The 26,515-nt window shown below is 36.2% G+C and carries 21 protein-coding genes and 1 pseudogene; 11 read left to right on the top strand and 11 right to left on the bottom strand.

Annotated features, from left to right (window positions below):
* Positions 1 to 52: 52 nt before the first annotated feature.
* A pseudogene (locus Q8S11_RS02100) lies at positions 53 to 604 on the top strand (30S ribosomal protein S16); the annotation flags it as partial.
* Between the two features lie 294 nt (positions 605 to 898).
* Positions 899 to 1,426 (top strand): ribosome maturation factor RimM, encoded by a 528-nt coding sequence (gene rimM / locus Q8S11_RS02095; protein WP_305660425.1) that lies wholly within the window; start codon positions 899 to 901, stop codon positions 1,424 to 1,426.
* A gap of 3 nt (positions 1,427 to 1,429) precedes the next feature.
* Here the strand turns inward: rimM and Q8S11_RS02090 are convergent, their stop codons facing one another.
* The 3 genes from Q8S11_RS02090 to Q8S11_RS02080 are packed head-to-tail and all read right to left on the bottom strand — an operon-like array spanning position 1,430 to position 7,835.
* Positions 1,430 to 4,255: a carboxypeptidase-like regulatory domain-containing protein gene (locus tag Q8S11_RS02090; RefSeq protein ID WP_305660424.1), complete on the bottom strand. Its 2,826-nt coding sequence runs from the start codon at positions 4,253 to 4,255 to the stop codon at positions 1,430 to 1,432.
* Positions 4,256 to 4,261: 6 nt separating this feature from the next.
* A complete protein-coding gene (locus tag Q8S11_RS02085; protein ID WP_305660423.1) occupies positions 4,262 to 5,041 on the bottom strand; it encodes a GLPGLI family protein in 780 nt (259 codons plus the stop codon).
* A 4-nt stretch (positions 5,042 to 5,045) separates the two neighbouring features.
* Positions 5,046 to 7,835, bottom strand: a complete 2,790-nt coding sequence (locus Q8S11_RS02080) for a TonB-dependent receptor (RefSeq protein ID WP_305660422.1) — start codon at positions 7,833 to 7,835, stop codon at positions 5,046 to 5,048.
* A 909-nt stretch (positions 7,836 to 8,744) separates the two neighbouring features.
* Between Q8S11_RS02080 and Q8S11_RS02075 the strand changes: the two genes are divergently transcribed.
* From Q8S11_RS02075 to Q8S11_RS02065, 3 genes are all read left to right on the top strand, one after another.
* Positions 8,745 to 9,938 carry an anhydro-N-acetylmuramic acid kinase gene (locus Q8S11_RS02075; RefSeq protein WP_305660421.1) on the top strand — a complete coding sequence of 398 codons (1,194 nt, stop codon included), beginning with the start codon at positions 8,745 to 8,747 and terminating at the stop codon, positions 9,936 to 9,938.
* A gap of 596 nt (positions 9,939 to 10,534) precedes the next feature.
* Positions 10,535 to 11,560: a hypothetical protein gene (locus Q8S11_RS02070; RefSeq protein WP_305660420.1), complete on the top strand. Its 1,026-nt coding sequence runs from the start codon at positions 10,535 to 10,537 to the stop codon at positions 11,558 to 11,560.
* A 162-nt stretch (positions 11,561 to 11,722) separates the two neighbouring features.
* Positions 11,723 to 13,243 carry a hypothetical protein gene (locus tag Q8S11_RS02065; protein ID WP_305660419.1) on the top strand — a complete coding sequence of 507 codons (1,521 nt, stop codon included), beginning with the start codon at positions 11,723 to 11,725 and terminating at the stop codon, positions 13,241 to 13,243.
* 98 nt (positions 13,244 to 13,341) lie between these two features.
* Here Q8S11_RS02065 and Q8S11_RS02060 read toward each other — a convergent pair whose 3' ends face one another.
* The 8 genes from Q8S11_RS02060 to Q8S11_RS02030 form a co-directional block, all read right to left on the bottom strand.
* Complete coding sequence (locus Q8S11_RS02060; protein ID WP_305660418.1) at positions 13,342 to 14,544, bottom strand: DUF4221 family protein; 1,203 nt, start codon at positions 14,542 to 14,544, stop codon at positions 13,342 to 13,344.
* A 12-nt stretch (positions 14,545 to 14,556) separates the two neighbouring features.
* Positions 14,557 to 16,365 (bottom strand): O-antigen ligase family protein, encoded by a 1,809-nt coding sequence (locus Q8S11_RS02055; protein ID WP_305660417.1) that lies wholly within the window; start codon positions 16,363 to 16,365, stop codon positions 14,557 to 14,559.
* Between the two features lie 7 nt (positions 16,366 to 16,372).
* Positions 16,373 to 16,870, bottom strand: coding sequence for a hypothetical protein (locus tag Q8S11_RS02050; RefSeq protein ID WP_305660416.1), 498 nt, complete (start codon positions 16,868 to 16,870; stop codon positions 16,373 to 16,375).
* Between the two features lie 136 nt (positions 16,871 to 17,006).
* The gene (locus Q8S11_RS02045) at positions 17,007 to 17,249 is read right to left on the bottom strand and encodes a hypothetical protein (protein ID WP_305660415.1); all 243 of its coding nucleotides are present in this window, start codon (positions 17,247 to 17,249) and stop codon (positions 17,007 to 17,009) included.
* Between the two features lie 331 nt (positions 17,250 to 17,580).
* Entirely contained in the window at positions 17,581 to 20,010 is a 2,430-nt protein-coding gene (locus Q8S11_RS02040) for a hypothetical protein (protein ID WP_305660414.1), read from the bottom strand.
* 25 nt (positions 20,011 to 20,035) lie between these two features.
* The gene (locus tag Q8S11_RS17800) at positions 20,036 to 20,413 is read right to left on the bottom strand and encodes a LytR/AlgR family response regulator transcription factor (RefSeq protein WP_371135118.1); all 378 of its coding nucleotides are present in this window, start codon (positions 20,411 to 20,413) and stop codon (positions 20,036 to 20,038) included.
* A gap of 501 nt (positions 20,414 to 20,914) precedes the next feature.
* Complete coding sequence (locus Q8S11_RS02035; protein WP_305660413.1) at positions 20,915 to 22,222, bottom strand: hypothetical protein; 1,308 nt, start codon at positions 22,220 to 22,222, stop codon at positions 20,915 to 20,917.
* Between the two features lie 66 nt (positions 22,223 to 22,288).
* Positions 22,289 to 22,711 carry a hypothetical protein gene (locus Q8S11_RS02030; RefSeq protein ID WP_305660412.1) on the bottom strand — a complete coding sequence of 141 codons (423 nt, stop codon included), beginning with the start codon at positions 22,709 to 22,711 and terminating at the stop codon, positions 22,289 to 22,291.
* 426 nt (positions 22,712 to 23,137) lie between these two features.
* Here Q8S11_RS02030 and Q8S11_RS02025 point away from each other — a divergent pair, with 426 nt between their 5' ends.
* The 6 genes from Q8S11_RS02025 (at position 23,138) to Q8S11_RS02005 (ending at position 25,925) form a co-directional block, all read left to right on the top strand.
* Entirely contained in the window at positions 23,138 to 23,293 is a 156-nt protein-coding gene (locus Q8S11_RS02025; RefSeq protein ID WP_305660411.1) for a hypothetical protein, read from the top strand.
* 512 nt (positions 23,294 to 23,805) lie between these two features.
* Positions 23,806 to 24,036 carry a hypothetical protein gene (locus tag Q8S11_RS02020; RefSeq protein WP_305660410.1) on the top strand — a complete coding sequence of 77 codons (231 nt, stop codon included), beginning with the start codon at positions 23,806 to 23,808 and terminating at the stop codon, positions 24,034 to 24,036.
* Positions 24,033 to 24,326, top strand: a complete 294-nt coding sequence (yidD, locus tag Q8S11_RS17795) for a membrane protein insertion efficiency factor YidD (RefSeq protein WP_371135117.1) — start codon at positions 24,033 to 24,035, stop codon at positions 24,324 to 24,326. Before Q8S11_RS02020 ends, yidD begins: the two co-directional genes overlap by 4 nt.
* Positions 24,327 to 24,585: 259 nt before the next feature.
* A complete protein-coding gene (locus tag Q8S11_RS02015) occupies positions 24,586 to 24,873 on the top strand; it encodes a DUF3892 domain-containing protein (protein WP_305660409.1) in 288 nt (95 codons plus the stop codon).
* 170 nt (positions 24,874 to 25,043) lie between these two features.
* Positions 25,044 to 25,316, top strand: a complete 273-nt coding sequence (locus Q8S11_RS02010; RefSeq protein ID WP_305660408.1) for a hypothetical protein — start codon at positions 25,044 to 25,046, stop codon at positions 25,314 to 25,316.
* 147 nt (positions 25,317 to 25,463) lie between these two features.
* Positions 25,464 to 25,925 (top strand): hypothetical protein, encoded by a 462-nt coding sequence (locus tag Q8S11_RS02005; protein ID WP_305660407.1) that lies wholly within the window; start codon positions 25,464 to 25,466, stop codon positions 25,923 to 25,925.
* Positions 25,926 to 26,515 lie beyond the last annotated feature (590 nt).

The following is a 26,515-nucleotide window of genomic DNA, read 5'->3' as shown; positions in this document are numbered from 1 at the left end:
CAACCCCGCAGAATAGACTCCGGGAATATGTTGAATACATAAATATTGAAAAATGGCAACTAAAATCAGATTGCAAAGATTCGGTAAAAAGGGAAAACCTTTTTATCACGTAGTGGTAGCAGACGCTCGTGCTCCAAGAGATGGTAAATTCATCGAAAGATTAGGTTCTTACAATCCAAACACAAATCCTGCTACTATCGAGATCAATTTCGAAAAAGCATTGGATTGGGTAAACAAAGGAGCTCAGCCTACAGATACTTGTCGTGCAATCCTTTCATACAAAGGAGTTATGTACAAGAAACATCTTGAAGGTGGTGTTAAAAAAGGCGCATTAACTGCAGAACAGGCAGAAACAAAATTTGCTGAGTGGTTACAAGGCAAAGAAGGCAAGATTGAGGGTAAGAAAGAAAGCCTGACTAAATCGAAAGATGAAGTTAAGAAAGCAGCATTAGCAGCCGAGGCTAAGAAGAAGGAAGAAATTGCCGCTGCAATTACTGCAAAAAATACACCTGCTCCTGAAGTAGTTGAAGAAGAAGTTTCTGAAGAAACTGCAGAAGCTACGGAAGTTGAAGCAGCAGTAGAAGAAGTTGAAGAAGCACCGGTTGCTGAAGCAGCTCCTGCAGCAGAAGTAGTTGAAGAAGCACCTGTTGCTGAAGAGGCTTCTGCAACAGAAGTAGTTGAAGAAGCTTCAGTTGCTGAGGAAGCACCTGCAGCAGAAGAAGTTGCTGAAACTCCTGCTCCTGAAGCAGCAGAAGAAGCTCCTGAATCTGAAGAAAAAGCATAATCAGCTTTTTAGGCTTTAAATTTAATTAACGTCATTGCAAATGTTTAATCGGCATGGACTCATTTATGAGCAAACCGAAGACATATTCGCAATGACGTTTTTATTTTCACAGCAATGAAGATCGAAGACTGTTTTTATATCGGCTATATCACCAAAACCAAAGGTTTAAAGGGTGAGGTGCAGATCTATTTTGAGTATGAAGATCCCAGCGAACTGCCGCTCGACTCTGTTTTTGCAGAGATTAATGGTAAACTGGTTCCCTTTTTCATTTCTACCTTTAAGCTTCAGAACAACCAGACCGGAAATTTTTATTTTGATGATATTGATACGATCGAAAAGGCAGAGGCCCTGGTTCGAAAAAAACTCTATCTGCCAAATAATTTAAAACCGGAGCGGGAAGATGATGAATTTCTGATCACCGACCTTAAGGGATTTATTGTGCATGATGAAACCGCAGGAGAATTAGGTGAGATTATTGAAATTCATGAATATCCGCAACAATTCGTTGCCGTTGTTCCTTATAAATTCAAAGAGATCATGTTTCCACTGAATGATGATCTGATTGTGGAGATTGATGAGGAGAATGGAGTTCTGAAGGTAGATCTTCCTGAAGGATTGATTGATCTGTATTTGAACGCATAAATATCACTTCCTTACTTCTATCTTTTTTCTCCCCATTCCTATTCCCCCATTCATGTCTGTTCCTTCCAGAACAATTGAATAATATCCGGGTAAATCCGCGGCATAAAAGGAAATCGTTGCTTTTCCTTCAACATCTGTGATGATATTTGGTTCCCAGTGAATGGCTGAGCGAAGGTCGGCAATGCTTTCAATCTTTTTCAGCGGATATTTTGGCTGGTAAAACTCTGCAGGAAAACTGTAAGGAATAGGTTTATATAAATATACGCCGGGTGTTTTTTTCAAAAATGCTCCATTACCTGAACGGGTGGTTATTTCAAGAAATATTGGTGGCGGGGGACATCTCATGCAGCCTATCATTTTTCTTGCGATTAATGGATCATAGACCGAAGCATATTTTGGTGTTTTTAAGATTTCTATACCGGTTATATCTTCTGCGGTCAGATAATCCATATAAATCTCCTCGGTTGCTCCTATGGAGCTGATATTTACCCCATCAATAACAAGATTTACATAAGATTGCATCAGGACATATCTCATCGTGTCTGTTGAGTTAAAATCTTTAACAGACATACCCTTGCCACTTCTGAACCCTGGGAAACGTTCTTCCAGCATCTCATACAAGGTTTTCTTCTTTGCTTTCAGCATATCCTGCTCATCCAGAATGTAATCGGCATTCCCCGGGCCATTTCTGTTCCTGGAATCTTTGATGAACTTCTTTGCGGTAACCACCACCTCTTCGAGTACATTTATTCCTGCCGGAGCATCCCAGCGGTGTTGTTCATGAATGGTATTCCGGGTACTCTTTATTAAAAGCGTATCAGTATTGATATACCATGGTATATAAGGTTCATTTGAAGCCGTGAAGACAGGGGGTATAAACTCGTCGACTTCAATACCTACGTTGAAACTTTTACCTCTTTTGTTTCTCGACTGTATCATGTAAACCGCAGTATCCGCCAGCGGGAAATTCCTGAATGTAAACCTCCCTTCTTTATTGCTGAGGGTGTCCATAAACAGAAAAGGCTTTTTTGAAAGCAGCAGGACTTCGCTGTTTGCAACAGGTTTGTTAAAAATATTTGTTACTGTACCACTGATACTGAATTCACTTTCAGCAGGAAACAGCAATGGTTTTTGCTGGTTAAGTGTCTCAGGCCAGCTAAAGCCTGTCCAACCCTGGGTTAGAAGGAGATTATCCAGATCAGCCCATGCTTTATCCTTCTGGTCTGATAGAAAATAATATCCGGGAGCCTCAATATTCCCATTGAGGTCCGCATCGAGGAGCAAAGTATTCAATATATTCTTTTCGTTTATGCTATCACGTTTTACATGGTTATCATCCGTCACCGAAAGTGAAAAGCTACCTTGAACGGGCCTGCCTTGTTTATCCTGAACGAGTATTGCCAATGAAATACTGTCTCTTGGTTTATAAGAAGTTTTATCGCTGATTAGTTTTATTCTGAGTTCCTCCTGATGATCAATAAAAACCAGGCGCTCGTTTAATGGATTGCGTTTGCCATTTAATAAAGAGATCCGGCAAATGCCGGAAGGGAAATGATTTTTATCAATAATGATGCGGTTCAAGCCCTGTTTCAGTACCACAGCAGCTCCATAATATGGCAGCCCGTTTGTCTGTGCAGTAATAAAGAAATGGTCTTCACTCAGTTGCGGATCTGAGCTGTATAAAATCTGAACTTCCAGCGAATCACTTTCTCTGCGATTGATCACTTTTAATGTTGTGCCGCTATCTTTTATAAGAGGTAAGGGATAGTCTTTCGTATTACCATCGGGAAGTTTGATTCTTGCCGTGTAGGATTCTCCCTGTCGGGGCATTAGGCGAAACTTTCCCATTCCTCTATATGAGGAACTAAAGGAAGTTAGTTCTTTTTGATTTTGGTCGAGTATCAGTCCGGAAACTGCTGTTCCTTTTCCATCTTCAGCAATCGCTTTGAATGCAATATTTGCCAAATGTCCTGGCACAAGATGCCCTCCTTCGGGCATAAATTGAAGATCTGTATTTTCGGGACGCCTGATTGGAAGTGGAATAAGAAGTTTTGTACTAATTTCATTTTTACGCCGATTTTCAGCGATAAGTCGTATGCTCTCTGCACCAGCCTTTTCGGGAAGTTCAAAACTTAGCTCCACTTCACCATAAAGGGAACTTTCCTTTTCCTCTTTGAACAAGGTTCTTTTTCCATTAGTTAATCTGAACTGCATATTGCGCAAGCCCATCGCCGTGCCTTTCAGATCCTGGAATTGCATAAATATATTTATGTTGTCTTTTCCGTTCACTTTAGAAATTTGCATGTTCGAATTAACCAGCCAACTTTGGTTTGTTGCAGAACTTACCTTGAAGTGCTGGAGGTATACATGTTCTTCTCCAAAGTTTCTCATCCAGTTTGTATAAGCTCTCAACGTATAGGATCCTTCCGGAAATTCTTTGGCATTCAATGCAATATTGCCCCAGCTAATACCATTCACAAGCGGGACCATGATGCGGCTGACTACTTTATTGCTGTCTGAAGCGATCTCAATGTACATTAAACCACTTTTTTGAGCGTTTTTAAGTAGTATAGCATCAAGAAGATAAGCCTTGAACCAGATCGTATCATTACTAACATATTCTGGTTTGTTGAGCTGCAGGTAGAGTTTTTCAATGGAACGGCTTTCGTAAAAGGTTTTTACTGAATCAACCAACCTGCTTAATTCAGTATGCGAGGAGTTTTGAGCCTGACCTGGTCCGCTAAGGAAAAGCAGGCTGAGAATGATCAATAGCCCGGCTTGTTTCCTAAGCCCTAAGTAATGATTTTTATAGTTATTGATTCTTTGCATGAAAGATTACATCAAGAAAGATTTTAATGAGTGCTGAGCATAAGTTCCCCAATTTTTCATAACCTTCATCAGAGTGTCAAGTAAACCTTTATTGTCTGTGGCTTTCCCCTTTTTGGGCGCTACCAAAGTTCCTGAGGGCAGGGACTTATCTGTTACCAGTTTCGCAAACCAGCTCATATTCTCATGAGGCAAGGCAACTCCCAGGATCATTCCCGGTAAGCCAGTAAAAGATTCTGGACCTCCTGATACAGGAATTTCATCAGTATAAAATGCAACCACATAAATCGAATCCATGATGATGGCATTCGCCCTTCGGCATAAATAGCCCGCAATGTCGCGTGTTTCTGAGGTTATCTTCCAGTTGATCTTGCGGGTACTGTCTCTGACCAGAAAGGTTTCTTCAAAGACAGTCTTTTGGACAATACTGGTATTAGCCGAAAGATCTGTATAAATAATATTATTCTGGGTTGTTGCAGGAATATCACTGAACCAGCCACGGTCGGATTCATCTGCAGGGGCCGGACTGAATAAGGTTTTATCTTTGCTGAATGTTAAAGTACTTTTTAATACCCTGAACTGAGGTTTTGTCTTTTTGTATTGATCAAATGCCGGGATATAATAGGCTTCATTATCCTTATTAATATACTTTTTGATCTGGGCATGCATATTCACGCTTTTTTCAAATTCAATAATTCCTTCTGTCGCAAAGCGGGCATGCTGGGCAAAAGCGGGTTTAATTGATAAAATGAGCAGCAATAATGCTGAAAGCAGTATAATTCGTTTCATAAGCTTATTTTTTTGGAGGGCCTCCACCCATATGATTCAGGTCGTATGAAAGAGAAAACATAAAATATCTTTTAATCGTTGTAAAGCTATTCTGGCTAATCATATTACTTGTTGCCATTCTGTTAAAACCAGTGTTTTGGTTTAACAGGTCATTTCCCGTAAGTGAGAATTTAAGGCTCTCTTCTTTCATGAAGCTTTTGGTAAGGGTGGTATTCCAGATCAGACGGTTAAAGTCTTCAGCAAAGCTCTGGATCTTTTCCTGATACCTGTAATTTGCATGGGATTGAATCTTAACTTTATTAGGCAGATAAATCGAGAATTCGAACCAGGAATTGGCTCCCCAACCATTATTATTGATTTGTTTTTGTAAAGATGATTGATTGGTTATGTATTCCGGACCAATAGCCCAGTAAAACTCAATTTTCTTCTGCTTATGCCTTGAAACAGACAATTGAGTGTTGTAGCTGTTGGAACGTGTTTCATTGAGCACACTATTAATCATGTTGAAATAGGTATTGGCATTGGTATTTATATTAATTCCAAGTCTGAGCTCTGTACCTGGTAACTTCTGGCCATAACCACTATAGATAGTTAAGTTTAACGGATTTTTATCCGTCAGATTAATAGATTGGAAGGTGCTCTTTCCTGCTGCATCAGTAATGGTATTGTGCACAATGGCATTATGCGTAGTGGAATAGTTTCCTCTGAAATAGATTGATTTGTCAGTCAGAACTTTGTATGAATTGTAGAACAAAGTAAAATTACTACGGAAGGAAGGTTTCAGATCCGGGTTGCCTAAAATAATATTTAGCGGATCGGTATTGACTTTAACCGGTTGAATCTGGTTAAGAGTAGGCTGGGTCGTGTTACCATTGTAGCGAATCTCAAAAAGTTTCCATTGTGAAAAATTATGCCGGAAAGAGGCCTGAGGTAACCAGTTAAGAAAATCTCTTTTGTAAACATTACCGGTATATCGGTCGGTTTGTTTAAAATCAACCGCGTTTATGCGGGTTCCAAAATTGATGACATTTTTATCTTTCCTGTAATTGAAAATAGCTCCAGCCTGATTAGAGGTTTGATCGAGTTCAAAGTCATTGCTGAATTCATTATCAAACAGATCATATTTTCCGGTTCCTGATTTATTGTAGGACTCACGTTCTGCGATACTATTGCTCAGGTTTAAACCATAATTGAGAATGACTGAAAAGGTCTTGGAGAGAGGCTCGGTATAGGCCAGATTCGAATTAAGGCCTGAGCTTCTAATCAGGTTGGTCTTATACTGGTCAATGATGCGGATGCTGTCAATTACTCCCTGGTTATTATAAAAACTATTCTCCGAATTCAGAAAGCCGGTTGCATCATCCTCATCAAATTGATGTGCAAGGGTTAGTGATAATGTGCGGCCTTTTTTCTTTAGTTTTTTAGTCCATAAAGCACTTGCGTTAAAAGTCTTCTGATCTCCATTATTGCTTAGATTCCGTGAACTGCCGTTAAGTGAAACACCAGTGCCTCTTAAACTTGAAGTCAGAAAATTGCTATTGCTTTCACTGTTTTTCAATGTTCCATCAAGCATAATTTTCAAGTCGGAGGTGGTGTCTAGTTTAACCAGGAATGTCCCATCGACTTTTTGTCTGAACATAAAATTATCGAAGATCTGATCAGTATTGGTGTTGATAAAGCCATTTGGTAAGTTGTTCTGATTCAAAGAGTTTTTATTTCCTGTAACGTTAATAGAACCTACCTTATAGTTAAGGTTTATCGAATATTTATCATCCTTCCATTTATTATCATAATGAACACCGCCACTTCGTGTAAACGGTATTCCCTCTCCGTTAAACCTCCCATCGTAAGAATCCAGATCACTACCTCCCCCTCCCGAGATCATTATACCTCCTTCAATAATCTGGATGTTCGAAGTACCAAACTTGTTGTTATCTTCCCAACCCAAACCCGTTTTAGCTGTATTTGCAATTGTGCCATAAGCAGAAAACTTCTTTTTTCCTTTAAAGAGATTAAACATCCCCTGCCCCTGGTAAAAATCATCATTGCCTGCTCCGGCGTCAAGTTTTCCAAAATAACCCTGCTTTTTATCTTCCTTTAATTTAATATTGATTGTTTTAGTCCGTTCTCCATCATCAATACCGGTAAAAGTAGCCTGATCGCTTTTCTTATCATAGAGTTGCACTTTGTCTACCATATCACCCCTTATATTCTTGGTAACCAGAGTTGGGTCATCCCCAAAGAATTCTTCACCATCTACCAGAACCTTGTTTACCGCCTGCCCATGTGCAGTTATCTTCCCGTCTTGATCCACCTGTATGCCAGGCAGTTGTTTGAGGAGATCTTCAACCTTTGAATTTGCCTCTATATTAAAGGCAGCGGCATTAAATTCAGTTGTATCGCCTTTTATGGTCATTTGCGCTGCGGTACCTTTTACGATTACCTCTTCAAGCAGACGCGCTTTGAGTATCATTTTTAACTTCCCAAAATCTTTTGATGGTTTGTCTGGATTTAGTGAAAATCTTTCAACATAATCAGCAAAATCAGGATAAGTCAGCAGTAAGATGAAATTTCCTTCCCTCAGATTATTCAATGAAAAGTTTCCGTTTGCATCGGCCCGGGTAAATCTGACCAGGGTTGAATCTTTAGAATTCAGCACAGTGATACTTGCATTTTGCAGGCCAGTACCCGATGCGGTATCAAGAACGCTTCCTTTTATGGAATAATTATTTTGAGAGAAAAGGGGCTTACAACTTAGGAGAAGTATGACTGAGGCAAGAACCACTAGCTTCATATTGGATCGGAATTAATTTTAAAAGTTTACAATTAAGCCCCCATGAAACGCTTCAGGAGTACTCATTTGCTTATCATCCCCTTGTATTTGATCCGTAATTTAACTGCTTGATAAGCAAATTACTATACCCGAAAATGGATATTTTTTATTATAAATGTTCAGGGTAAAATGTTAAATCTTGTTATATTATACCAACAGACTTTTTCGATAGATGAATATGGTTTTGATCAGGCTAAAATTATATTGTGCAAAATTTCCAAGATTATTTCTGTTTTTTCCACCCTTTGTTCTTGCACAAGGTTTCCATGAGGATATTTTTATTCGCTAGTGTCCAGTTAGATTTGTCTGTTCAGCCCTTCTGATCATGTTCGTGCAAATATCCCTTTATACCGCTCATGGCCGCGGAGGCCTATTCACTTTTTCCTTGATGAAAAAGTGAACAAAAAATCAAGACAAAACGAAGCTCCCACCACTAGATGCCATACTCCCTGCCCGCCGTTTTGTCCTCCCGACGCTTGGGAAAGCCTTATTCAATCATATTAATTCCCTTTATTGAAATTTGAAGGGTACTTAGATTTACGTTGGAGCGTTAGGGCTGTCCTTACATCAACGGCTGCGTACAGGGCTATGAAAGCCTATGCTATGGCATCTGTTGTATTTACCGCCCTGTCCAATGCCGCAAAAAAACACATATTAAAGTTCTTGCAATTGCGTCATGCCTAAGATCCAGCTACATGCGATACATTTTGTATCGTAATTACCAGCATCATATGATATTATTATACATTTCCGGGCTAATGAAGCCAACAGACAAAATCTTTTACCTGGTGCTATGATTTTTTAATAGTTAGATTTAAGCATGTATTTTTATAATACGTTAGGTGGTTTACCCGATAGCTTTTAATTTGCATGAATAGTAATATTGAGTCACTATATAAAATTGCCAATAAACCGGTCCGGAAAATTATTGGCCTGATGTCCGGAACTTCATTTGATGGTCTGGATATCGCTTTGTGCGAGTTTTGTGGAAGTGGGTTAGAGACCAAAGCTAAGCTCATAAATTTTGTAAGTAAAGCCTATTTGCCTGCATTTAAAGAGGATCTTAAATCTGTTTTTGCGAAGCGGACTGTTGATCTTGAGAAGCTAACCCTTTTAAACGCTTTTATAGGTAACTATTATGCCGAACTTATTCTCGAAAGTTTAAAAGAATGGGATATATCTCCAGCGGATATTGACCTGATTGCCAGTCATGGGCAGACAATTTATCATGCCCCAAAACAACAAAGGAAAGCAGATCTTTATTCCAACGCCACACTTCAGATTGGGGATGGGGATCATCTCGCCATGAGGTCCGGTATTATCACCATCAGTGATTTCAGACAGAAACATGTCGCAGCAGGTTGTGAAGGAGCTCCTTTATCAGTTTATGGTGATTATTTGCTTTTTTCGAATCCCAATGAAAACAGGATTATGCTCAATATCGGAGGCATCTCCAATTTCACTTTCCTGCCATCTGCCTATTCAACAGAATTTTTCTCTTCAGATGTTGGTCCGGGTAATACCCTGATGGATCAGTTTGTACAGCGCTACTATCCCGGAAAGTATTTCGATCAGGATGCATCGATTGCATCATCCGGAAAAGTTAATCATCAATTATTGGATGCTTTGTTTGATCATGATTTTTTCAGATCGGCTTACCTTAAAACTACGGGTCCCGAACTTTTTAGTTTGTCTTATTTGAATGATACTATTCAAAAGTCGGATCTTCAAGGACTCTCAAATGAAGACATTATGGCTACTCTGGCTGCATTTACGGCCAAAGCGATAGTAAAGGCAGTTAATTTTTGTGTTGAAGGCAAAGGAGCTTATGAAATTTATATCAGCGGAGGCGGGATGCATAATCCTCAGCTAACTGGTATTATTGAGGAGATGCTTGGTAAAAAACTTAAATTCACTTCTGATCTTGGTATTGAGCCCGATGCAAAGGAAGCCGTTCTGTTTGCTTTGCTCGCCAATGAAGCGGTATCTGGCGGAAAAACTGACTTTGGTAAACATCCCGGGGTGCCTTCCATTTCAATGGGGAAGATCAGTTTTCCAAATTGATAAATAAGTTCTAATAACTAAAGAGTAAACCAGCTATATAATGGTATTATATTACTGTAACGGTTGTTAACATTATATTCTATTAAGCTGGAGTAAAACCTGGCTAAATAATCTCAATCTCGTAACGCCCTGTAGAAACTAGATAGTAATGTGGTATGAGCATTCTTCAAATTATGAACGGCTGAAGAAATCGTCTGTAAATTTGTAGAAGCTTTAATAAGTAAAATTTTTAGTGGTGTTTCTAACAGCCCTGTTTCCAACCCCAAAACGGGTAACAATAGGTTATTGATGCCCATAAAAACCTTGAATGTATATTGGCCTGTATCAAAATAATTGTACACTCAGAGAAATAAAATATTTGCCAGTTTATTACACCAACTCTAAAATCCTCTATATTGAATCCGGTTTCACCTATACTAATGTCGATATTGTAATTTGTAACTAATTGTAAATCATGTAATTATGTCATAAAATATTTGTTTACTATTATTCTTCTATCTAGGTTTAGCTAAATAAACAACAATAATGCAATAGTATTATGACAGTAAACTAAATTTTTCTTAGTGGTAACACCAAGATAGACAGATGAATGATTTATGAAATTAAAATTGACAAACCTGTTATTTCCATTGATTCTAATTGTATTAATACAATGCAAATCCAAAGTAGATAAATTAAAACATTTGTACGGTCAGCAAAATGCTGTCTGGACCGAGAGTATTTATTTAAGAGGATATAAGCCTAGTACAGAGGAAAAATTAAGTAATAGACATATTAGAGAATATGCAGAAACACTGAAGAAGAATAAGATCAAATATGCATATCTATTTGCCGGACCTTATGGTGAAGATGGTCACCTCCCCGATTATGCTTTTTCTGAAACTGCCATCAATTCTGTAAAAACCCTGAAGGCTTATTATCCCGAAATTGTCATTTTACCATGGGTTGGAGGTGTGCAAAATAAGACAGTGTATCTTAATGACTCTTTATGGGTTAATAATGCTTTAGTTGATACTAAAAAATTATTCAATACACTCAATGTACCCGGAGTACATGTAGATCTGGAGTTTATACTTCCGGGTGACCCTTTTTTGGATACTGAGATAAATAAGACCAGACCGGGCGATTATGAGATCTATGCAGATAATGTTAATTCATTTCACAAAAAACTTCGGCAGATAATTCCTGACGCATTTATTTCATCAGTAGTAGTAGCAACCTCAAAGGATACCAAGCCATGGAAAAGAAAAACAAGTATGTCTGAATTGAATGAGTTAGTCAAACATATTGATCAGTTGTCTTTTCTATACTATGATACCCAAATTAATGACAAAAAGATTTTTGAAGATAACTGTGCTGAACTGATTCAGGACATTCGAATGTTAAAAAATTCAAGAGATATTCAATACCTTATAGCAATCGGTACTTTTATAAATAGGCCTGAACTTCATAAATATAGAAATCTTGAAATTGAAAATATTCCTAGTTCCTTACAGACTATTAAAAATAAAGCTTCTCTCGTAGATTCCACAAAGCAAATAGTAAATGGAATATCCCTTTTTTGCGATTGGGAAACAGATGAGCTTGAATGGGATCAGTTTTATGATAATTGGGTTAAATAATGATAATTGTATTTCGTCATGCAGCTAAAACGGTATAGGTATACCTTCTTAATTTTGTCTTTTGTTCTGGTTATATTAGCTATATCTGGTTATTTTTATTTCTATCTGAGTACTCAAAATAAAAAATGTGTCGCCGAGACCATATCGTTTATTGAGTCAGGCATGGAAGTTGAACCTTCATTTTTAATACATCCTAATGGTGAAATAATCATTTCAGGAAACAAATCAGATTTATTTTCACTTTATAAATATAAAAATAGCAAGCTTAGTGTATATGACTCGATTCCAAACGTTATGTATCCTTTTCTTTTTAAAGGAAGAGTTGCAGGTTTAACAGATCAGGACGGTAACGAAAAATTTCGATCTACTGATTCGAATTTTAATAGCTATTTCGGAAGCAATTACATCAGGTCAGTTTTTTCCTTTAAAAAAGGGTTGCTATTAATTGTTCAATTAATAGATGATAATGACATATATATTGTTGATGTATTGAAACAGACAAAAAGAATACTGATTAGCAATGTAAAAAACCTTCATAATGTGCAGTACTCTGAAGAATATAATTTTATGGTAGCAAATTATGACAATAAGTTATTATGTATAAAGCTAAATGATAATAAGCAAAGGATTGAGATTTCCTCAAATTCAGAAGGAGAGAAAATGAATCCATTTATTTACGGTAAGGAGATTTATTTTTCAAATAATATTGATTCTGAATATTACAGTATTTATCGGGTAAATATTGAAGATAAACCCGGGGTTCCAGAACAACTTTTACAATCTGCACACGATGTAAAAATGCCTAAATATAATGGTGAGAGCTTATTTTACATTGAAGTTATAAACAGTGAATATCTATTAAGAAAGATGGACCTCAATTCAGGGACTATTTATAAAATTACAAATAATGGGGTTATCTATAATTATGAATTCTATGATACTAAGGATATTATTTTCACTTTCACAGATTTTGATACCCCTAAATCAATAATCAGTTATAATATATCAGACAACTCATTCAATAATCTTACAGGAAATAGCCTTAAGCTTAATATTTCATATAAATTCATAGAACAAACTACTGAAAGATCACCAGCTTATCTATATTCTCCACCTAATGAAGTAAAGATAAAGGGGGTTATATTGTTTTTTCATCCAGGATTGCATTCAGATTTTTCGCCAAGATGGGATCCCTTATTGAGCAACTTATGTAATAACGGTTATGTGATCTTAGCTCCCAATTATCCGATGTCTGCCGGTTTTGGGAAATCATTTTATAATGCTAATTTTTCTGATGCAGTTACAGATATAGCGAAATGGAAGAATTTTATAAGAGATTATTATAAGGAGCATCCTATTTATTATTTGTCCACCAGTTCAGGAAATATTCTTATGGAACATACCTTAATAGAAGATAATAAAAATATCCTTGCTTCAGCTTCTTTTTTCGGCATATCCTCATCTTCTGAATATAATTCATCAATTCCAACTATATATTTTCTTGGCAGGAATGACCCTATAGTAGGATATTCGGATCTATTGAATAAGTTGAGAAAAGAACAAATAAACAATGACAATATTAAAATTGTAAGTTATGATGCTGAAGGACATTGGTTCAGGAAGTCGAATAATCTCAAGAATGCAATGCAATATTTAGCTAACTTCTTCTGTCAGCATTATTAAACTAGAAACTGAGAAGCTAAACTGCTTCATTAATTTCTTTGTGTATCATTATGACTTTTCAAATTTACATCGAGTTAAGGCTTGAATTATAATTGGCGTTATTTCTTTGCGAGTGTCTTCTTATCTTGTTTGGGTTTAACTATAAACGTTGTAAAATCAAATGTTTCATCTGAATTATTTCTGTTTTGAATATTGAACCCATCTTCGGATACAAATGCACTAAACATAAGATACTTATTCGGCTCTAATTTCTGTTCTCCAAGATAATTAAAGTCCTTATCGAATACAATCACTGAGATTTGTTTTAACGGTGAGTCCTTTTCTTCATAGTTTAAATTTCTTTGTTCTATCGGCAATAAAGCCAGTCTATAATACAGATCCCTGAATTTATCATAATATACTCCCCCGTACAAAGGGGAAGTCATGAAATATTCTAAAGTAGGACTGGAGATTGCGTCAGAATAATCACTTTTATTATACTCTGTAAAATAGGAAATATACTTACTCTGTGCAGATTTTTCGTAAACTTTGTTACCGTTTAATTGGTTTATGATAACTTTTTCATAGCCTGGAAAACTATATACCAACATGTTTTTGCTTGAATTGACACAGTTAGAATAGATATCATAATTAATATCACCGAAATTATATTTTTCATATTGTTCAGGAAACAAAGTATTGCTTAATCTGGTTTGTCCTGTATTGACATTTAATAGGATTTGTACTTTTCTATTGGCTCTGTTACCACCAACAATTACAGAATTAATATACAACGTATCACTATATAGATGTGATGAAGGTGTTGTTGTAGAGGACCAAATCCCCAAATATGATTGCCTTTCATTTTTATCACTGCTGTTGCTAGTTAGTATATACTCTTGTTTAACTTCTCCCATTTCGTTGATGAGTGTTACCTTGGGTTTAAATGAGTACATAAAAATAGAATCCTTATTATGATAATAAAAGCCCTGGTAGGTTTTATTGTGATGCTCTGCACCATCCATCACATTAATTGATTTGATAACTTTTTTAGTGACTATATCATTTATGTATAGCGCGCCGGTTTCTTCATTTAAATAAATTAAAAAGCTATCGTCTCCGTTATTATACGACTGAAGAGCCTGGATATGAGGTGATGTGATCGAATCAAGTTCAAACCTGGCAATACCCGACTTAATAACAGTAATACTATCGTTGAATGTCTGTTTAGTTTGAATTTCAATTTTTTTGTTTGCGGAATTGCATGAGGCGAACACGCTTACGATAACTATAACAAGTAAGGAGAAGTGGATATGTTTCATGAGTTGGATATATTAATTGGTTTCTTTATTAAGTAAGCTTCGCATTTTCGATTTCATCTCCATAGTTGCATCCGATTCTACTTTTACGGGCATTGTCAAAATTTCTTTGGCCATTGCAATTGCCTTATCTCTAAAGCCACTTTCATTATACATATTTGCCAATAAGAATCTGGAGTACATCCTGTTGGGCAACATATATATTGCCCTTAAAAAAGCAATTTCAGCCTTATCATATTCTTTAATATTACTATAAGCCAAGCCTAAGTTGCATGACAAAAATGGATCTGAAAGATGCTTATTTGCATATGAAAGAATGGCAGCACTTTTATGATATTCTTTGAGCATCAGTAAAGTCATACCATAAGCAGGTAAAACACTGATTTGACTTGGGGTATATTTTAGAGCAGTTTGATAATGAAATCTTGCATTCTCAAAGCCGCCGTCATAAACACTATTCTGAGCGATTATTAAGTGTTTCTTTGATGAAAACACATTGTATTGTTGCCATAGAATATATGTGCATAGACCGGTTATAAGTATGGTAGCTAATAAAGTAAATGAATAGTTTAATTTATATGAATTGTTGTTTACACAAATAGAACTCATTATAATAATAAGAAAGAAAAAAAACAGGAAACGTATAGAAATCATTTCGAAAGGATAAGAAAACAGACTGCTTATTAAAATGAAAACAGAACCGCTAATTGCACCTGCCAAATAAGAATTGGTATTCTTTTGTTTGAGTACTTCCTTATAAATAATGTATAAGAATAATAAAAAAAGAAGTAACCCAATCAAACCGTTTTCAACAAAAATGTGTAGAAAGTCATTAAATGCATATTCAATTTTATCAGAAAATTTGACTCCATCATCTGGGTTTTTATTAAAATAGAGTGTTTGATAATCTCCAAATTTGTGTTGAATCTCATCAAACCCTAATCCTGTCAAGAAATTTCCCTGAATAGCGATCAAACTTGTTTTCCATATCACTATGCGACCATCTGCCGAATCTTTTTTATAATAGTATAACATAACAAATGCCATACTTGCGATACTTATAAGGGATATTATGAATGAATGTTTATACCTATTCAACCTATCAGGGAGTGTCCATATTTTGTATCTAATAGCAAAAAAAGCTGATGAGGTTAATAATATCCCCATCCAGCTCGATCTCGAATGAGTAGCAGGTAAAGCGATTATGGCTAATAAGATATTGGTCAAACAAAGAAATTCAATTATCCGATTCTTCGTACCAGATTCATCAATGCTAAAGTAGTATGCTATTGAAAACATCAAAGTTGATGCCGTATAAATCGCAAAAATTCCTGAATTATAAAACGACCCGTTTATGTATTGTTCGGTTTTAGCTGTAAAATTAAATAGTTGGGATAAGCCTATCAAAGTCTCTATAATGCCTACAAGTAAAAATGAAGTAGTGAATATTAAATAGAATGGAAAGGAATTCCGGTAGATTATTATAACTCGTTTAATCAATAGAGCAGATAAGGCTGACAGAACTACTGCATAAAGAGAATTATTAAATGAATTTACCTTGAAAAGATAGTTTGCAACTAAATAACTGACAAAGATTAATAGTAGGATATCAATTTTATCAACTTCCAGGCGGTTAATTTGTAAGGCTAAGACGGATAAAACAACACTAATACAAGCTATTGTATTAAAATAAAGTACTTTATAATCAAAGGAAATCGAGCCAGTGAAAATATCCCTAAACAGAACATTTACAAAAAGAAGACTAAAGATGAAGATACAGAAAGATACTAGTAAACGAATTTTTTGAGGTAATTTAGCGGTCATATTACCGTTATTTTAAAACAAGCTTATTATTTGAATATATAGCTATATCGGCTATACCATCCTTGCCAGGGGACACTTCACTAACCTGGATTAATCTTGAACTTTTGTCAAAGAAGTAGATAGTAGGATAGAGAGATTTCAAGCTTTTATTTGATTTAAAGATATTCTCAGGGTCAATAATGAGTTGCTCACTTTTAAATAGGTTCCCAAACCTAGCTCTTAGCATTTTTTGCGAATCAAAATCTGTCAGAATGAACTTAACAGACGGATTTTTTATCGGGTTTTTAAGTTTGTCCATCATATACTTTTCTGCTGTTGATATACAGGCACTACAGCCTGCTCTGGGAATAACCATATATATATCTGAATTAATATTTTGACTATTTGTCAAAGCTTTTAAACTTAGTTTAAATTGTTCTTCTATTTTACCCATTGCTGATTCTGTATTATTAGTACAGCTCATAAGGAAAATAGCAGATAGAAAGAAGAAAATACGTCTGCCCATGGTTTAATTATTAGGGGTTAATGTTTTTAAAAAAATCTTAATTTTCGAAGAATCTAATAAATGCAAAAGCCTCTATCAATCACAAACAGTTATTTGATGAGAGGCTTTTGACTTGAATGTTATTTTTAATTTAGGCTTAGAAGTAACAGTTGCCTGGTCCCATAGTATAAGCACATCTGTCAAAATTATTACAATAACCAATTCCCCAACCCTCCCATACTTCTGTACATGCTTTAGCTTGTGTGCTGAGAGAAATCATAGTTACAGTTGTTTCTACCCCGGCAATTCGTTCCGTTGCATTTGAGAAAGTAAAACCTACATAGGATAATCCGAACACAGCTGCTATAGCCAATGTTTTAAATGCATTTTTTGTTTTCATAATGTGAAAAATTAAATGGTTTGAAATTTTTATATGAATATCCGCATTTGAATTATTAGAAACACGCTGCAAATGAATTCATTAAGAATATTAAGGCAACTGTTCAGGATCTGATAAGTCTATCTATGAATTTTATTGTTATCACCTATCGAAAGAGTAATAAAGGATAGAAATATATGTAATGATTAACTTGAATAGTACCAATTATCGAATAACTTTTGAAAATTAATCCTATCTATATGGGGTTATTGTCCTATGAGTGGAATTTAAGATCAATTGAGTTACAAATATGTTCGACTAGGTCATCGCCGGTAGTAAAAAAGGAATACTATCACTTAACAATAAAATAGCTTTCTCCAAATACCGTATCAGTGATACCAGCACCCTGAACAATTATTCTGAATTTACCGGTGATATCGCTGGTTATAAAGCTGAACTCTGCCTCCCCTTTCTTATTAGTCATTAAGCCCGGTTGCCAGAAAAGAGTGGAAAGGAACTGTGGTTCAAGTAAACTAACCGGATCTGTATTTACTCCGTAAAACTCTCTTGAAGTGAAAACAGGATTAAATTTAAAAATTGTCCTATTTTCATTTGATGATTCCTCCAAAATACAGCCTGGATATACGAAATTTCCATATCTTACACCTTTTATAGGTGCCCTACCGCCAACATGGTTAGAACAATTCAGAATACCAAAGCTACACACATAATCTCCACAAGCATTTGGACCTGCCCCTTTCATACCGTACAAAGAGTTGTCATTTTCATTTTTATTTCCATCAACCACTACTTCCTGCAAAGCGATCATTCTTTCCATTCCTTTTAGTTGTTGATCAGAACTATTTTGAATAAGCAGAGCTACTTGAGAATTTTGTATCTCAAACTGATCAGCAAGTCCCTGATTTATCTCCATAAACGGGTTGTCTGTCTCAATAGTGTACCCGATCTTGTTTTTCTGATTTACGGATGCAAGCACATTCCGGCCTTCTGCAGTTAGTAATTGGGTCTCATTTATAATGAAAGCACCATTATCATCAGTAGTTAACAATTCAAATATAGTATCTCTAATCACACTGAATTGTACTGGTTTTTTTAAAAGCTTATTATTATATTTAACTCTTCCACTCATTTGTAGGGTTTGTATAGCAAGAGTGTCTTGTTTTGTTGTCTGAATCAGGTTTTGCCAGGTGAACCTTCTCCATCCTTTTACCAACATAATAGCTTCCAGATAATCTTTGTTATCGTAACCTCTTCCCGCCGGATCTCTTGGTAAGTTTCCCAGATCATGAATTAAATAGACATAACTTTCAATATCCTGCTGTTTGCTGCTTTCAATTCGGTTATCCTGAACGGCTGCAACAGACATAAAGCCTTGTTCAGGTTTGCCGGTTTGGTCGGTTAGTTTTATTTTCACACTGACCATCTCTTTCCTGTTATAAGTGGTCTTATCGGTTCGTATTGCTGCTATTATTTTCTGATGATAGTGTGCAAAAAATAAGCGTTCGGCTAGGGGTCTTCCAGTTTCGTCTAGTACAGTTACTGTAGAAACACCTTTTGGTAAGGCAGGGAGTGCAATGCTCAATTTAATCCCTGATGGATTAGTTGGTATCATAACCGAGACGAAGGCTTTTTGGTAGTTATGGATTAGTACCTGAACATTTCTTGGATATTTGCTATGCAGGCTGATTTCCAAGGTGTCATTTACAACGGCATTAGTGAGGTGTAATATAATTCCTTCCTTTATGGCTTGGGGTAAGGTGTATATTGTGTCTTTTTCGAGGTATGTGTTTGCAGATACTTTTAAAGTATAGATGCTTCCTGAATCAGGCTTTAGCTTAAATGAGCCAATACCACAGTTGCTGGTGCTGATGGTATCAAGCGGGAGATTATCACGGTAGAGAATACCCAGTAATGCAATGGGTACATCCTGACTGTTTTTTGCCTCCCACCCAATAAGAGCCGAAATTCCATTTACAAGGTTTCCACCTTCGGGGAAAAAGCGAACATTTATTCCCCCTACAATTACTTCCGGAAGCTTTACACTCAGGTACTGCACTTCTTTATTATAACTCACAGCAATGAGCAGAACCGGGTTAGCCTGACTTAATTGTGCGGCCGGAATCGTCATCGTGTAACTGCTCTCATTTTGTTTTAATATCAACGTTTTCTTCTCCCCCTTCGCTACGCTATAGCTAATACCCAGTCTTATTTTCGACTTGGGGTCAGGATCTTTCAGGGTTACCGTAATATTTGCACGGACAGCACCATCAGTCACTGCACTATCCAATAAACTTAAGGTTGCATTGAAGGTATTCAAGGTAATACTTTTGATAGTCAACGCTTGGGTAAAAACAGTCAGAGGCTGTCCCTTATTGTCCAATACATTGGTAGAGGCAATGAACCGGTAATTGCCCGGAGGAATGGAATCGGGTAGTGTCATGCTCCCAAAGCTCAGCCCATCCTTCAATAGGTATTGATTCTCCAAAAGAACCTTCCTGCTATCTTCCCTGACCAGCGCAACTGATAAGATAGTATGTGCTTTGGAATAAAAAACGCCACTTTTCATCAGATAAGCACTGAACCAAATAGTTTCGTTATTAGTATATAGCGTCTTATCCGTATGAACGAACAGAATGTTAGAAGGATTTGACCTGGAATGATATTCAAACTTCTCGACGATTAAAGAATCCGTTAAAGAGGTTTGTGCATTGACAGTTTTAAATAGTACAAAACCAAGTAAGCATGCTAAAGCAATTCGCATCGTGGTTAAATTTCTAAATGTGTGTTTAAAAGTAATTTATGGCCAGACAATTATATAATATTAGGTACGTAATAACACTGGCAACTCGCTCAAGTCTTGTAAGGAGGTCTTTCAATGTGCTTGTAAACGGTATTTGAGACATGTTAGTCAAATACAAAAGCTTCTTTTTTTTATCAATGGACCTTATATATTGTTTATTAACTAAGTAAGATTGATTAACCCGTATAAAATTATTCTCGTTTAATTCCTTCGAAAATTTTGACAATGATTTAGAAATCAATAATTCTTCAGAAGTACAAAGAATAATATAAGTATAGCAATTGTCAGATTTACAGAATAGGATATCATCCTCGCTAATAAAACGCAGATGATCCTGAGAATGTATTACTATTTTATTGATCATTTGTTGATGGATTTGAAGACCAGGCTGCTTTAACTGGATATATTGTTTTGATGTGTAGAAAGTGCAGTTTAAAATGATGAATTATAGTATCTGAAGAATACATCACTAATTCTCTTAGAATTAGAAAAATATCATTTTCAGCCGGTTTCGATAAATGTCGTCCGGAACATAGAAGACTGAAAATATAATAAGAATTGAAATTGATAAAGGCAGAAAGGTTTTTCATAAGCTTAGGTCTTTTGAAAAAATAAGAAAAGAACATCATCTCATCCGAAACAAAGTTTCCATGATTGAACTTAGCAAAAGTTGAACGTTTATGAAAGCCTGGCAATGGTTTATTACACCAACACTGCTATTCCTATTACATACATATAGATTGTATGTACAAGTAACAATTTATAATTTTTGTAGACACGATATAAATTCAGGAATTATTAAGTTCATTTTTTTAGAGGATAAGCCTCCGGGTAGCTTTCAAATATGCAGTTCAAATAAAACACTCTATTTAAGCTTTAAACCCATCAAACCGAAGTTCAAGCCCCCTATCGCAAATATTTTTTTAGGATCAGTATAGGTGGATGTATTTCCGTCAAAGCCGGTTCCGAAATTAAATTTGAAAGTGAGTAAATCTGAAATCTTGTAATCAATACCGCTTGTCAGTCTGTAGGTATAGTTTTTATTCACGTTAGGGGGTGTTTCAGATGCATGGCGGTAAACAAATTCTAAGCTCCCGGTCCATTTATTCTGAGTGAAAGCCATTTTGGTGCCTGTATCAAGATAATTCCCTAAATCAACACCTGCTTCCGAATTATTAGAGGTATAGCGAATTACTGCCATCAGATCCAGCAAGGAGATCGACTGACTATTTTCACTAGAAACATCCCAGCGATACGAGGGAGTTAACCAGAAAGCTGATTTTGCAAGTGATAACTCACTGAAATTATTATCCTCGAATACATAAGCCTGTCCTGCAGAAAACTCAATCATAAAACCTTGTTTGCTTAAAGGATTACTTTGTTTGTTTAATAGGTCCAGTTCAATGCTCTCCACTTTTAAGGCATCGGTAGCTAAATTATCAAGAAATTTAACCGTCGCATCTTTATCTTTTTCGATCCCCGCTGCTTTTAAATCATATAGCACTGTTTTACTGACTGTTTCGATAAAATTTTTCAGTTCTTTTTGAGATAATGTATTGAATTCCTCTGCCGGTAATATGTCGTTTTCCAGTGTATAAAATGCCTGGTTCATAATCAGGCTGATATCAAAATCTTTGCCGGCATATACTCTGGCCATAGCAGCAAATTTGTCGTAGAAGGCTTGTTTGATGTAAGCATCATTCCACTTTTTTAGCTGAGGAGATGGTTTCCCGTCGAGAAGAAGAAAGTTTAAACCCAAACCGATTCCTGTACCAGGTTTCAGATTTCCGAATACCTGCTTATCTGTAGAAGAGGTCCCCATCGAAACGGAGAATGTGCGCTTCATCGTTTTAATCAAGTTTTGCTTATCGAGGAGGTAATATGAAGGATTAAATTGCTTGGAATCCTTTTTAGGATTTGCCAGGTAATAAGGACTGAACTCAAAAGCCACATTCGGTTGAAGTTTTCCGTCAACCATCGCATTATTCATTCCAGCAACAAATTGTGTTGGAGTAGATGGTCGTTGTATATTATCCGGCTCTGTACCCAGCATAACAAAAGCAGGTGATGAATTAAGCTTTAGACTTTCGAATTTTGGTGGTACTGATTGCGCTCTGAGGTATTGCCATTGCAACAGGTAAATCAGAGCGAGGGTAAATAGCTTGGTTTTCATCTGTTTCTTGTTTTTATCCAGCACTTGTTGGATGGAGCCTTGATGATTATTTTAATCTTGGCGGGTTCATAATTGTTTAAATAGAAGAGTTGCATTAAATACAGAAGGGTTTTCCTTGCTGCTTTCTTTTTCGAATGAAGAAAGTTCCTCAGTTCCTGTTCCAATTCTTATTATATATTTCACCATGGGTACCTCATTACTAGTTCCACTTTGAGTTTTTATACGGGATACTTTGGTCCTGATGAGAAGCGATTGATCCGACAGACTTTCACCTGAGCCAAGTTCCAATTTATTGGGTAAGGGCTTCCCTGCCGGTAAAAGATCTTTTGCATTCAAAAAGACCTGGCTGTTTGCCCGGTATGCCCATCCCTCCTGGGTCAGTATAATTTCAATGCTTAAGCTTAGCAAGCTTTCTCTATGTTCGGCAGATATTTCATAGACAAATTGCACTGCCTGAGAATTTAAGTGTATGGGACTAACAGTTGCCATAGATTAGAAGTTTTTATGTTTTATGATCAAAAGAAAGATCAGGGTTATTCCTAATATGTTGATCTGATTCTATTTTCGGAATTTTAAAACGAACTCTTAAGGTCATTATGAATTTACCCAAGATTTACAGCAGAAAAAACTCTTTTTTCATTTATTACACTAACCATCTTATGCTATAGTTGAATAGTAGTATTTTATATATAAACAAGCTTTTTGTGTATACTTAATGTATTGAAAATCAATATATTATGAAATTTATTTTTTGGATGGGATAATTATTTTCTTTAAGTTTAATAACCTAATCCCCAGTTATGAACAAATTAGTGATCCTCGTGCTTACGGGTCTTGCCCTGTTTGGCAGCCCCCCCAGCTCTTAAAAGCTTCCGAAATCACAGCCTTATCATTTCCGGCAGGATGTAACCGTGTATGTCACTAAAACAGGAGAAAAGTACCATCGTGGTGATTGCAGTTATCTCAGCCGAAGCAAGATCAGTATTTCGAAAAAGAAAGCTGCTGCGGCAGGTTATGGTGCTTGCTCAAGGTGTAAACCCTAAAGAAAAGAATAACCAATTAATAAACTAAAGAATGGGCTGCCTGTGGATAACCTGAACAAAGGGAGAGATCAACTGATCTCTCTTTTTAGGGAATCTGATTTTGAAACCTATTAAATTTTTAAATATGAGCTTATACTATTTGAATAATAGGGCACAGACTAATGGTGACCATGAAGTACATGAAGCGGGATGTTATTATATGCCCATCGATAAGAAATAGCTTGGTGATTTTTCAAATTGTAAAGATGCTGTGAATGAGGCAAAGAAAACCTATAAGCAATCAAACGGATGCTACTGGTGCAGTAATAAATGCCATACCGCTTAGGCTATGAAGAAGTTTATCTTACTCTTAGTCGTATTAAGTCTTACTATGGCATGTCAAAAGATGAATTAACAGTTAATCAAGAAACGGCTATATACTGTGCCTGAGGAACGTTCTGAATTACGGTAGACATAGGACTTTATAGTTGAACACATTTACTAAGTTATTGTTGAAATTATGATAATGATTTTACTAGACATAAATAATCAAGCAAAATTATGGAATATAAAGTAGTACCATTTGTAGCATCTATCAACCCTAAAACTGGAAGCGCAAGCCAGGTTGCAGAGCAATTACAGAATAAAATTGACAAGTATACTGAACAAGGTTGGATCTATTTACGATTGGAAGGAGTAACAACCTTTGTGCAGCCTGATAATGGTTGTTTCGGCTTTGGAGCCAGACCCGGGTACACTACTACAAATCAGGTGATCGTATTCAGAAAATGAGATGGTTGATTTTATTGATCATCAGAATGTACTGGAGCATAATCTCCTCAAATAGGCGAAGGCAGTGCATTTTTAAAACAAGCTGTTCTCATTATGTATATGATCAGACACTTGAATTAGGTTTTATAGCTGGTTTAAAGGCAATTCAGTATCGTTACAGAAATTGCCGTGGGGGATATATGTGCTATTTGAATCCAATTACACAAAGACCCGAAATGGTGCTGATATCTGGTGAAGTAATACATGAAGAATATATTGCAAAACGGCTTATAAAAGAATTTTCCGATTAAACGTATGGTTTTTAAAGGTTTAGTATTACAATTCTCGTCTAGAGTAGAAAAGCCGACAAAAGCAGATGTGAAATGGATTTTCCTGTGTGATGCCCGGTCTTACTGTGCTATTCTAGTGGATGAAAATAATCGTAAACCCTGTGTCGACTTTTTTTAGCGGCAAGAAAAAATTCGCAGAAATTCCTGATGCGGATAAAAAGTTTATTCAAAGAGAAATTGAGGAGTGTAGAAAAAAAAATAAAAATTTAATAAAACAAGTATGGCAAGCAGACATGAAATTAAATGTATTAACAAAACTAACAGGAGCAGTGCGTACGAAAGAATCGAAAGAATAGGTGGTATAAATGGTAATGGAACAAAGTGGCATCTTACACAGCAAGAGGCAATATCGGGTATTGAATCCGGCAAATGGTCATTTTATGTCAGCAAGAATGGCCATGTGGTTAATGTAATCGTAGCCAAAAGTGCTCAGGGTAATAAATATATTAAAACAGAGAATGATGGTGATCAGCCTGATAATTTATTGAGTTTGCCTGAATGTATTTGATCGCAAATAAGAAAGATGTAACTAACACGATTTCCTTGGAATAATTGTATATGCTTGACTATAGAATTACAAATTGGCTGTGCAGCGTCCTTTTTATTTTCGTTTCATTGGCCTTTCCATTTTTAATTGCGGTTTTATACAAAGAGCCAGTACCGATTAAAACAGTAAATATGGCTTTTGGTATGTTCGTTCTAACAATAGCTACCAATACCAGAAATTTATTCTTTTTCTTTAGTTTACTTGTTTTTGCAACCTATCTGTTCGCCTCATATGGGGCATATAAGGCTGATGAATATTATAATATTTCTGCAGAGAGGTTTACACTTCAAAGTATATTGGTTTATATTTCAATTTTTGTTGCTGTTTTAGAGAAATGGCATTATCATGTTGTTCAGGATCAGCCGTTTCTGCCTTTTCATAAGAATATTAAAAAGAGATTTTAGGTAACTGTATTCTGTTTGGAATATTAATCTACCTATTTTATGTTACTGATATAAGCCGGTTTAAACCCGCATCATCTGAAATTCGACATCCTTTGAAGAGCAAGCCGAAATTCAGGATAATGCCATTTATCTAAAATTTAAAAAAACATGAAATCAGCTTTAAATTTAGTTGTTCTGGTAATCTTATTTTCGCTGAGCACTAAAATACATGCGCAGGACTACAAAACGTCACTGGGATTGGGAATCGACTTTGGTACCGGCCCCGCCTGGGTCGGACCTTCAGTAAAGCACTTTTTTAATAAGAATGCGGCAATTCAGGGCGATGTATTATTCGGAGGGAATTCAACTCTCATTCAGGCATTCTATCAGCATCATTTCCCTGTAAAAGAAGCTTCAAACTTAAACTTTTATGTGGGGGGCGGACCAGGGATTGAATTGTATGGGTACGGATCCACAGTTTTGCTCAGGCCAATGACTGGTTTAGAACACAAGCTTAAAGAAACTTCCCTTACATTTAATTTTGACTGGCGGCCAACACTGTTTTTATATGACGGCGTGAACGAGATCGAGCCTGCCAGATTTGGCATAGGGATTAGATATAGCTTCTGATACGATGCAGCAGTGGAGTATAATCTTTTGGAAGGTCCAATAACACCAAAATTAATTATTGAGATTTAAGGTTGGATTTTTTTTGGTGGCGGCAGGCTTGTTGGAAATAATGGAAGCGGGAGCAGAGGTGGGTCAGAAGACTCTTAATCTAATAATCAGGTAGAAAGGCTTCGCTTAAAGTTTACAACAGCTAATAAAGTTGTGCTTATAAATCATTTTGGTAATCGATGGAAACCCTACAGAGGGATGCCGGTTAAGACGGTGTAGGTAGTTTAAAGGAATTTTTATTTGCAATAAACCATGGATAGTGATAATTCTCCCGAATATTCTGATATAATTTTCTACAGTTTCCCTGGAGGAGATGTAAAAGAAGAAGTCATTTTTAAAGACGAGACTTTTTGGCTTATACAAAAGCGAATTGGTGAGCTTTGGGTGTAGAAAGTGATACCATTACTTTCCATATTAAAGAAATTTTTCAAAGTGGTGAACTACAGCAGAGGAATGAACTACTCGAATTTTTCGAGTAGTTCAACGGGAAGGTGGATTTATATCGCTGTAGAGCTTGTCTTGGAATAGCTCTTATTTTAACT

The organism is Daejeonella sp., assembly GCF_030695525.1.
Taxonomy (GTDB): Bacteria; Bacteroidota; Bacteroidia; order Sphingobacteriales; family Sphingobacteriaceae; genus Daejeonella.
The sequence above is the reverse complement of the archived record's forward strand: the minus strand, read 5'-3'. Positions and strand labels throughout refer to the sequence as shown.

Coding starts and splice junctions, on each gene's coding strand:
- Q8S11_RS02075 (WP_305660421.1), top strand. CDS start 8,745: ATGAATAGTAATATTGAGTCACTATATAAAATTGCCAATAAACCGGTC.
- Q8S11_RS02090 (WP_305660424.1), bottom strand. CDS start 4,255: ATGCAAAGAATCAATAACTATAAAAATCATTACTTAGGGCTTAGGAAA.
- Q8S11_RS02050 (WP_305660416.1), bottom strand. CDS start 16,870: ATGGGCAGACGTATTTTCTTCTTTCTATCTGCTATTTTCCTTATGAGC.
- Q8S11_RS02060 (WP_305660418.1), bottom strand. CDS start 14,544: ATGAAACATATCCACTTCTCCTTACTTGTTATAGTTATCGTAAGCGTG.
- Q8S11_RS02015 (WP_305660409.1), top strand. CDS start 24,586: ATGGCAAGCAGACATGAAATTAAATGTATTAACAAAACTAACAGGAGC.
- Q8S11_RS02045 (WP_305660415.1), bottom strand. CDS start 17,249: ATGAAAACAAAAAATGCATTTAAAACATTGGCTATAGCAGCTGTGTTC.
- Q8S11_RS02055 (WP_305660417.1), bottom strand. CDS start 16,365: ATGACCGCTAAATTACCTCAAAAAATTCGTTTACTAGTATCTTTCTGT.
- Q8S11_RS02070 (WP_305660420.1), top strand. CDS start 10,535: ATGAAATTAAAATTGACAAACCTGTTATTTCCATTGATTCTAATTGTA.
- Q8S11_RS02030 (WP_305660412.1), bottom strand. CDS start 22,711: ATGGCAACTGTTAGTCCCATACACTTAAATTCTCAGGCAGTGCAATTT.
- yidD (WP_371135117.1), top strand. CDS start 24,033: ATGAGATGGTTGATTTTATTGATCATCAGAATGTACTGGAGCATAATC.
- Q8S11_RS02040 (WP_305660414.1), bottom strand. CDS start 20,010: ATGCGAATTGCTTTAGCATGCTTACTTGGTTTTGTACTATTTAAAACT.
- Q8S11_RS02085 (WP_305660423.1), bottom strand. CDS start 5,041: ATGAAACGAATTATACTGCTTTCAGCATTATTGCTGCTCATTTTATCA.
- Q8S11_RS02035 (WP_305660413.1), bottom strand. CDS start 22,222: ATGAAAACCAAGCTATTTACCCTCGCTCTGATTTACCTGTTGCAATGG.
- Q8S11_RS02065 (WP_305660419.1), top strand. CDS start 11,723: ATGGAAGTTGAACCTTCATTTTTAATACATCCTAATGGTGAAATAATC.
- Q8S11_RS02080 (WP_305660422.1), bottom strand. CDS start 7,835: ATGAAGCTAGTGGTTCTTGCCTCAGTCATACTTCTCCTAAGTTGTAAG.
- Q8S11_RS02010 (WP_305660408.1), top strand. CDS start 25,044: ATGGCTTTTGGTATGTTCGTTCTAACAATAGCTACCAATACCAGAAAT.
- Q8S11_RS02020 (WP_305660410.1), top strand. CDS start 23,806: ATGGAATATAAAGTAGTACCATTTGTAGCATCTATCAACCCTAAAACT.
- rimM (WP_305660425.1), top strand. CDS start 899: ATGAAGATCGAAGACTGTTTTTATATCGGCTATATCACCAAAACCAAA.
- Q8S11_RS02005 (WP_305660407.1), top strand. CDS start 25,464: ATGAAATCAGCTTTAAATTTAGTTGTTCTGGTAATCTTATTTTCGCTG.
- Q8S11_RS02025 (WP_305660411.1), top strand. CDS start 23,138: ATGTCACTAAAACAGGAGAAAAGTACCATCGTGGTGATTGCAGTTATC.
- Q8S11_RS17800 (WP_371135118.1), bottom strand. CDS start 20,413: ATGATCAATAAAATAGTAATACATTCTCAGGATCATCTGCGTTTTATT.